Genomic DNA, 7,942 nt, shown 5'->3' with positions numbered 1-7,942 from the left:
GCGGGTCGTTCTAGCGACTCAAAACACTTACGAGACCCTGCCCACTCGGTACCGGCGCCCGTTGCTCGCCTGAGGTACATGAAGGCCCCCTTCCTTGCGCCTAGGTACAGGAAGGGGGCCTTCCTGTACCTAGGCAAGGAGACCTTCACGGACCTGACCCACGATCAGCCCCGCAGCCAAATTTCAGTAGGTACCCAAGACACTCTTGGCCCTAACGACCCAAATCACTCACGAGCTTGCTGAGCCGCTGCCCGGCCGCGCCTTCGGTGAGCGCGCCGAACGCCTTCAGCAGCGACTGCGCTTCGGGCACCGCCTCGCCGATCGCCGTCGCCGCTTCGGCCAGCTTCTCGACGACGTCGCTTTCGAGCACCGGATCGTGTTCCAGCCGTCCCGCGTCGGTGAGCCGCTTCAAGGCCATGGTGGCCTTCACCCGCGCCCGTGGGTCGTCGCCCAGTGCCCGCAGGATGCTCGGCCCGTGTGCGACCAGGCCGTCGTACAGTTCCCGCGAGTCCCCGATGTGCCGGGCGAGGACTTCGTCGGCTTCCCGCAGCAGCAGGGTGTCCGGGCCACTGGGGCAGTAGATCTCCAGCAGGAACTCCACCACCGCCGGGCCGACCTCCTCGATCACCTTGCGGGCTTCCGCGGACGGCGGCTGGAAGGCGCCGAGGACGTCGCCGCCCACTGGGGGCTTGCCGGTCTCGATGCAGAACGTCCGCACGTTGCGCAGTCCCGGGTTCAGGAAATGCCGTGAGAAGGAGTAATCGTCGATGGTCGCCGTCGTCGGATACAGCCCCACGCTCTGCTGGAGCGCGTACGCGCGGCCGTGCTGCTTCGCGATGACATCGCGCATCCGGTTCCCGGTGCGGACAAACCAGTTCAGGTCGGCCGACGGGATGTACTCGCGGTAGCGGCCGTCGTTCGGCACACCGCGATCCGGGTTCGGCACCCGGAAGTTCTGCCCGGGATCGGTGGTCTGGTTGTCGTCGTCGCCCCACGGGTAGAGGATCAGCTCGCTGTAGGAATGCAGGTCCAGCACGGCGGTGATCTGCGGGAAGGTGTCCAGCAGCCAGCGGATGTTCCGGGTCTCCGGTTCGGAGAACGCGTGCGGCCCGCGGTAGACGTCGCTCGCCGGATCGGTGCTCGTGCCGATTCCGCTGTCGAAGAGGAAGTCGTAGTTGCGGTTGAGGTCCACGCGGCGGCCGTTCCCCCGCCACATCCGCAGGTTCTCCGCCGAGAGGACGAGGTCGTGACCGTCCGGGTTGACCACCGGGACGATGAAGATGTCCAGGTTGTCGGTGAGCATCTTGATCGTGCCGTACTCGTAGGTGCTGGCCGGGTAGTTCACCGACGTCTCCGCCGAGAGGGCGTAGGACATCCGGAAGATCCAGTTGTACAGCAGCTCGGGGTTGATCAGCTCACGCGCGTGCACCCCGGCCAGCAGGAGCACCCCCGGCCGGTCGGCGCGGGTGCCGCCACGCATGCGCAGCGCGGAGATCGTCTTGCCCTGCACCGACGGCTCGGGCAGCTGGACACGGGACATGACGTTCGGCAACGACATCGCGATGTCCCGGATGTACCGCTCGAACTGGTACGACGCCTGATACCCGGGAGGTACGGCGGTTTCCGGCCCGGCGTCGAGGGACAGCGGCACGTCGTCGTCCGGCGCGATCTCCAGCGGCGCGGCCGCCACGTCGGGATGGACGAGGACGTCGTGTCCGCTCTCGGCGAGCGCGGCGATTTCGGCGTCGCCGAGGTACCCGTCGATCGCCGCGCCGTCGTCGGTCTCCCTGGCGGTCGAGGGGAACAGGTCGAGCCCGCGCCGGGCGATCAGGCGGAGCGCCGCGCCGCCGGTGACGGACACGGTGACGAAATGGCGGGTGGCCTCGGTGTCGGGCATGTGGTGATCCCCTCTGTGGTCGGTCACCCGACGACGCTAGGGATCACCAACCGCCGTGACACCGGCGAAAGGGACCGGCTTTCGGGTGGCCGTAGGGGCATTCCTCGCGATTTCCGGCAGGAAGATCTCATCGGCGACGTCATCGCCCGGCCATGGCGCACAGTGGGTCCATGGGTATCCCACGAGTAGGTTTCGCCGGGCTGGGCAGTATGGGCGGACCGATGGCAGTGAACCTGGCGCGGGCCGGAGTCCCGTTGCTCGTCTGGAACCGCACCTCCGGCAAAGCTTCGGAGCCGGTGGCCGCGGGAGCCGATGTCGTCGAGGACGCGGCGGAGCTCTTCGAGCGGTGCGAGGTCGTGATCCTGATGCTGAAGGACGCTGCCGCCGTCGACGCCGTGCTCACCCGCGGACGGCCTTCGTTCGCCGGACGGGTGGCAGGCCGCACGATCGTCCACATGGGAACGACGGCGCCGGAGTATTCCCGCGAACTCGAAATCGAGCTCCGCGCGGCCGGGGCGAAGTACGTGGAGGCGCCGGTTTCCGGTTCGAGAGTCCCGGCCGAGGCGGGTGAGCTGGTCGCCATGCTCGCGGGTGACCCCGGCGCGATCGAGGAGATCCGGGAGCTGCTCGGGCCGCTGTGCCGGGAAGTCGTGCACTGCGGGCCGGTACCGCACGGGCTCCTGATGAAGCTGGCGGTCAACGTGCAGCTGACCGCGGTCGTGACCGGCTTGGCCGAGACCGTTCATTTCGCCCGTACGCACGGGCTCGATCTCGGCCTGCTCACCGATGTCCTCGGCGCCGGGCAGCTGGCCAGCCCGATCCTGCGGGTCAAGGCACCCAAACTGGCCGAAGAGGATTTCGCGCCGCAGGCGTCGATCGAGAACGTCCTGGCCAACGTCGAGCTCATCGCGGCGGCGGCCGGGAAAGCAGGCCTCACCTTGCCGTTGCTCGACGCGTCCCGCGTGCTTTACGCCGAGACCGCGCGGCTCGGTTTCGGCGACGCGGACATGGTCGCCGTCGTCAAGGCCCTCGAAGCCCGTGACTCCGCGCCCGATCTCTGAAGCCCGTGAAGGCCTCCTTGCCTACCCCCAGGTAGGCAAGGAGGCCTTCACGGACCGGTAGGTCGTCAGGCCAGGTACTCCGCGGCGGCGCGAAGGCTGACGTAGGACCCGCTGAACGTGTCGATCCGCGGCCCGTCGCCGGTGATCGGTCCGGGTGCGCCGGTCTCGACCCTGATGAAGTCCACAGTGGACGCTTCGAGCCAGCTCAGGAACTCGCGGACCTCGGGATGCCGGTGCGCCTCACGCGTCACCACGACGACGTCACGCGCGCCGTGCACGGCGTCGATCGCGGTCGCGATCCCGTCCACGCCGACCTTGACCGCACGCGTGCCGGGCACGAGTTCGGTCAGATGCGGGCCGAGTCCCCACGGCATCGGCCCGGCCGCGACGATCGGCTCGGTTTCGACGTCGATCACCAGCGGCGGGCCGCCCAGCTTCGGCGAACCCTGGATCCGCAACGCCTTCCGCGCCGCCTCCAGGCCGAGCCGGTGGTCCACCGGGGAGATCTCCGTCGCCACCGGGGGAGTGCCGAGTGCGGCGACCCGTCCGGACGCCTCCACCAGCCGCTCCAGCGGCAGTTCACCGGCTTCGACGGCGGCCGCGATGACCGACGCGATCCGGTTCAGTTCGTCCTCTTCGAACGACACACCACCCAGGCAGAGCGCGTCCGCACCGGCGATCAGCGCCCGTACCGCCGCCCGGCCGACGCCCTCGGTCTTGCCGAGTTCGCCGGCGACGGCACCCATGTCGAGCGCGTCGGTGACCACCGCGCCGGTGAAGCCGAGCTCGCCACGCAGGACGTCGGTCAGCGCCTTCGGGTTGAGCGTCGCGGGCAGCTCACCCCACGCGGGCACCACGAGGTGCCCGGTCATCACCGCACGCACGCCCGCCGCGATCGCCGCCCTGAACGGGACGAGTTCGATCGCGTTCAGCTCCGCCTCGGTCCGGGGCAGGACCGGCAGCGCGTGGTGCGAATCGTCGGTCGCCGCCCCGTGCCCGGGGAAGTGCTTCGCCGACGCGGCGACGCCGTACTTCTGCAGGCCGGTGATGTACGCCGCGACATGCGGCGACGCCTTCACCGGATCCGAACCGAACGCCCGCACCCCGATCGAGGGATCTTCCGGCGTCAGGGTCAGATCCGCGCAGGGGGCGAAGTTGATCGTGACCCCGCAAGCGGCCAGTCGTTCCCCGAGCGCCGCGGCGACCGACGCCGTCAGTTCGACGTCGTCCGCGGCGCCGAGTGCGAGTGGCCCCGGGACGAACGAGCCGGTGGCGACGTCGAGCCGCGTGACGTCACCGCCCTCTTCGTCGATGCCGATGAGCACGTCGGGTCGTTCGGCCCGCAACCGCGCGCTCAGCGCGGCGACCTGTTCGTCGTCGACGACGTTGCGGCCGAACAGGATCGTACCGCCGAGGCCGTCGGCCACCTTGCGCCGCAGCCAATCCGGCGCGGTGGTGCCGTCGAAGCCCGAAACGAGAACGGAGCCGGCGAGCTTTTCCGGTGAAGACAAGGACTATCCCTTCACTGCGCCTGCGGTCAGGTTGGACACGAGTTTGCGCTGAACGAGGATGAAGAACACCAGCGCGGGGACGGCGTAGATCACCGACGCCGCCATGATGCCGCCCCAGTCAACGGAAAACGCCGTCCGGAACGACGAAAGCCATACCGGCAGCGTCTGCTTGTTCTGGTCGCGCATGAACACGAACGCGAACAGGAACTCGTTCCACGCGGTGATGAAACTGAACACCGACGTGGTCACCAGTCCCGGCGCGAGCAGCGGCAGCGTCACCCGGCGGAACGCGCCCGCCCGGCTGCAGCCGTCGATCATCGCGGCCTCTTCGAGGTCGTACGGGATGCCGTTGACGAAGCCGTAGAGCATCCAGCACGTGAAGGGCAGCGTCGCCGCGAAGTACACCAGCAGCAGCGAAGGCAGCTGGTTGAGCAGCCCGGCGTCCCGCATCAGCAGGTACATCGGGATCAGCAGCGCCTCGAACGGGGCGAGCTGGGCGACCAGCACCAGCAGCAAGAACCCCTTACGCCCGCGGAAGCGCATGCGGGACAAGGCAACCGCGGCCAGCACACCCGCGACGAGGGAGCACAGCACCGCGCCGATCGTGACGATCAGGCTGTTGGCGAGGTAAGTGGTGAAACCGGGCTTCGTCAGCGCCGTGACGAAGTTGTCGAACGTCACCGAGAGCGGGATCAGGTCGTAACTCGGCGACAGGACCTCGCCCGGCGTCTTCAGCGAGGACGTGACCATCCAGTACGTCGGGAAGACGAACAGGATGGCGACGATCACGCCGAACGTGCCGAGGCCGATCCGCTGGGTCAGGGACTTCTTCATGACAGGTCGGCCTCCTTCGAGCGCACCAGCAGCTGGACGTACCGGGCGGTGAGCAGGATCAGCACGAGCATCATCAGCAGGGCGGCGGTCGCCGCCAGGCCGAAGTGGTTGCCCGCGAGGCCCTTGAGGTACATGTAGACCGGCAGCGTCGTGCTGGCGCCGTCCGGCCCGCCCTGGCGGATCGCCCACACCTGCGCGAACAGCTTGAAGTCCCACAGGACCGACAGGAACGTGACCATGGTCAGGATCGGCCGGATCGCCGGCCAGCTGACCGCCCAGAACGCCTGCCAGGCACTGGCGCCGTCGATGCCCGCGGCCTCGTACTGCTCCTTCGGGACGCCGAGGAGCCCGGCGTAGAGCGTGAACGCCACGAACGGCACGGCCTGCCAGACGACCAGCAGGCCGATCACGGTCAGCGTGCTCGAGCCGGTGGAGAACCAGGAATGCCCGATGAACCCGTCGAAGCCGAGTTTCGCGAGCGTTTTGTTCAGGATCCCGTACTGCTGGTCGAAGATCCACTGGAAGACCGTGGTCGTCGCGAGTACCGGGGTCGCCCACGCGAGGATCAGCGCGACTTGCAGGATCACCCGGACCACCGGGTTGAGGTGGCGCATCAGGAGCGCCATGAACAGCGCGAGCAGCAGCGTGGTGAGCACGACCGTGGCCGTGAACAGCAGCGTCCGGAGCGTGATCTCCCAGAATTCGGGGTCGGACAGGATTTCGGAGAAGTTCTCGAAACCGATCCAGACCATCTCTCCGGAGACCAGCTCACGGAGGTCGAGCTTGCGGAAACTGATGCCGATCAACTGGAGCGTCGGCCAGCCGAGCAGGACCAGGATCGCGATCAACGCGGGAAGAATCAGCAGATACGGCGCGGAGCGTTCGCCGAGACGCAGGCGCCGAGTGGATTTCGGGGGCTTGATGCGCGGCGAAGCCGGCGGGGTGGACCCCGCCGGCGTCGTCACATCTTTGGTCGTGGTCATCCGCCGATGAGCTTGTCGAGCGCTGCGTTGGCGTCGGCGGTCGCCTGGTCGAGCGATTTCGTTCCGGTCAGGTAAGCGGTCAGCATGTCCTTGATCGGGTTCTGACCGGACTCGACGTCACCCCACTTGGGGCTGGTCGGGACGGCGCGACCGTTCTTGGAAGCCTCGGCCATGACCTTGGTGAGCGGGTTCGCGTCGAGCGCGGACACGTCGGTCGAGGTACCGGGGACGTAACCGGCCTTGGCCAGCTCGGTCTGGTACTTCGGGGTGGAGAACAGCTTGACGTAGTCCTTTGCCGCGGCCGCGTTCTTGCTGTTGGCCGGGATCACCAGGTTCGAACCGCCGAGGAAGACCGGGGCCGACTTGCCGGCGGTCTTGCCGGGAATCGCGAACGCGCCCGACTTCTCCTTGATCGACGGGTCGGTCTTCGCCGCGGTGTCGGCCTCACCCGGGACACCGATCATCATCGCGACCTTGCCGCCGCCGTAGATACCGGCCTGCTGCGGGGTGGCCTCGTCGGCGTCCTTCGGCGCCTTGGTGCCCGAAGCGTCGGTGAGCTGCTTGTAGAACTCGAGCCCGGCCTTGGCCTGCGCGGAGTCCAGGGTCGCCTTGAAGGACTTCCCGTTGGCCTGCGCGATGTCGCCGCCCTCGTCCCAGATGAACGACAGCAGCTCGTACCAGTTCTGGCCAGGCTGGTAGAGGGCCTGGAACTCGGGGTCACTGCCGAACTTGGCCTTGAGCTTGGTGATCGCGTCGAGCCACTCCGCGCGGGTCTTCGGCGTCGCGGTGATGCCTGCCTGCTCGAACATGTCCTTGCGGTAGATGACCTCACGGTTGGCCGCGTAGAACGGGACGCCGTAGGTCTTGCCGTCGTACTCGCCCGAAGCCTTGAGGCCCTGGAGCCACTGGGCACCATTGAAGTCGCCGACGCTCGAAGTCAGGTCGGCGAGCACGTTCTGGTTCGCGAACGCGGGGGTCTGGGTGTTGCCCAGTTCGATCACGTCCGGCGGGTTGTCACTGGCCAGCGAGGTGGTCAGCTTCTGCTGGATGCCGTTCCACTGCTGGATCTCGTACTTGACCTTGACGCCGGGGTGCGCGTCTTCGAATTCCTTGTGGAGCGAGTTCGTCAGAGATTCGGGGGCGGTCCCGGTCATGAGCCAGACCGTGAGCGTGCCGTTCGAGGCCGGAGCGCTCGAATTCGTGCTGTCGCCACTGCCGGAACCGGCGCAGCCCGCCGTCGCGAGGGTGATGGCCGCGGCGCCCGCAGTCATCTTGAGCCAGCGCTTCACTCGTGCCGTCCTTTCGATGCCCGGCCACTGTGCCGGGCTCCCACAAAATGGTGTAGACCAATGCGGGCAGCGTGGTACGTACCACTCCGACTGTCAAGCAGGTGGCCGGTTCGTTGTAAACGAGCCGCAATCTTTCACCTTGAGTGAGCGAATGATCACGCTGACGGGCTTGTTTCGCGTTGTCCGTCAGGTTGTCGCGAGGCGCGCTGACATGGGGTTTTTCGTTGACTGTTCCGGTGATCGGTGCGTTCGGCGGGACGGTACTGGTCCGTTCGGCGGAAGGCGACGTCGCGTTCGCCGAGTGGGCTCCGGTGGGGCGTGGGTGCGTGGGTCGTGAGTGTTTTGGGTCGTTCTAACGACCCAAAAC

At 67.5% G+C, this 7,942-nt stretch carries 6 protein-coding genes; 1 reads left to right on the top strand and 5 read right to left on the bottom strand.

Annotated elements, in window-relative coordinates:
• Nucleotides 1-211: 211 nt before the first annotated feature.
• Nucleotides 212-1,924 (bottom strand): M14 family zinc carboxypeptidase, encoded by a 1,713-nt coding sequence (locus tag AB0M65_RS39345; RefSeq protein WP_364040224.1) that lies wholly within the window; start codon nucleotides 1,922-1,924, stop codon nucleotides 212-214.
• Nucleotides 1,925-2,067: 143 nt separating this feature from the next.
• Between AB0M65_RS39345 and AB0M65_RS39340 the strand changes: the two genes are divergently transcribed.
• Nucleotides 2,068-2,958 carry an NAD(P)-dependent oxidoreductase gene (locus tag AB0M65_RS39340; protein ID WP_364040221.1) on the top strand — a complete coding sequence of 297 codons (891 nt, stop codon included), beginning with the start codon at nucleotides 2,068-2,070 and terminating at the stop codon, nucleotides 2,956-2,958.
• A gap of 65 nt (nucleotides 2,959-3,023) precedes the next feature.
• On the opposite strand, the gene AB0M65_RS39335 is transcribed toward AB0M65_RS39340, so the two are convergent.
• Genes AB0M65_RS39335 through AB0M65_RS39320 form a run of 4 tightly spaced genes read right to left on the bottom strand, consistent with a single transcriptional unit; the run spans nucleotide 3,024 to nucleotide 7,575 of the window.
• Nucleotides 3,024-4,469 carry a glycoside hydrolase family 3 protein gene (locus tag AB0M65_RS39335; RefSeq protein WP_364040218.1) on the bottom strand — a complete coding sequence of 482 codons (1,446 nt, stop codon included), beginning with the start codon at nucleotides 4,467-4,469 and terminating at the stop codon, nucleotides 3,024-3,026.
• 3 nt (nucleotides 4,470-4,472) lie between these two features.
• Nucleotides 4,473-5,303: a carbohydrate ABC transporter permease gene (locus AB0M65_RS39330; RefSeq protein WP_364040215.1), complete on the bottom strand. Its 831-nt coding sequence runs from the start codon at nucleotides 5,301-5,303 to the stop codon at nucleotides 4,473-4,475.
• Nucleotides 5,300-6,286 (bottom strand): sugar ABC transporter permease, encoded by a 987-nt coding sequence (locus tag AB0M65_RS39325; protein ID WP_364040212.1) that lies wholly within the window; start codon nucleotides 6,284-6,286, stop codon nucleotides 5,300-5,302. Before AB0M65_RS39325 ends, AB0M65_RS39330 begins: the two co-directional genes overlap by 4 nt.
• Nucleotides 6,283-7,575 carry an extracellular solute-binding protein gene (locus AB0M65_RS39320; RefSeq protein ID WP_364040209.1) on the bottom strand — a complete coding sequence of 431 codons (1,293 nt, stop codon included), beginning with the start codon at nucleotides 7,573-7,575 and terminating at the stop codon, nucleotides 6,283-6,285. The genes AB0M65_RS39325 and AB0M65_RS39320 overlap by 4 nt, the downstream gene beginning before the upstream one ends.
• Nucleotides 7,576-7,942 lie beyond the last annotated feature (367 nt).

Source organism: Amycolatopsis sp. NPDC051071, from assembly GCF_040682875.1.
GTDB lineage: Bacteria > Actinomycetota > Actinomycetes > Mycobacteriales > Pseudonocardiaceae > Amycolatopsis.
This window is presented reverse-complemented; position numbering and strand designations above follow the sequence as displayed.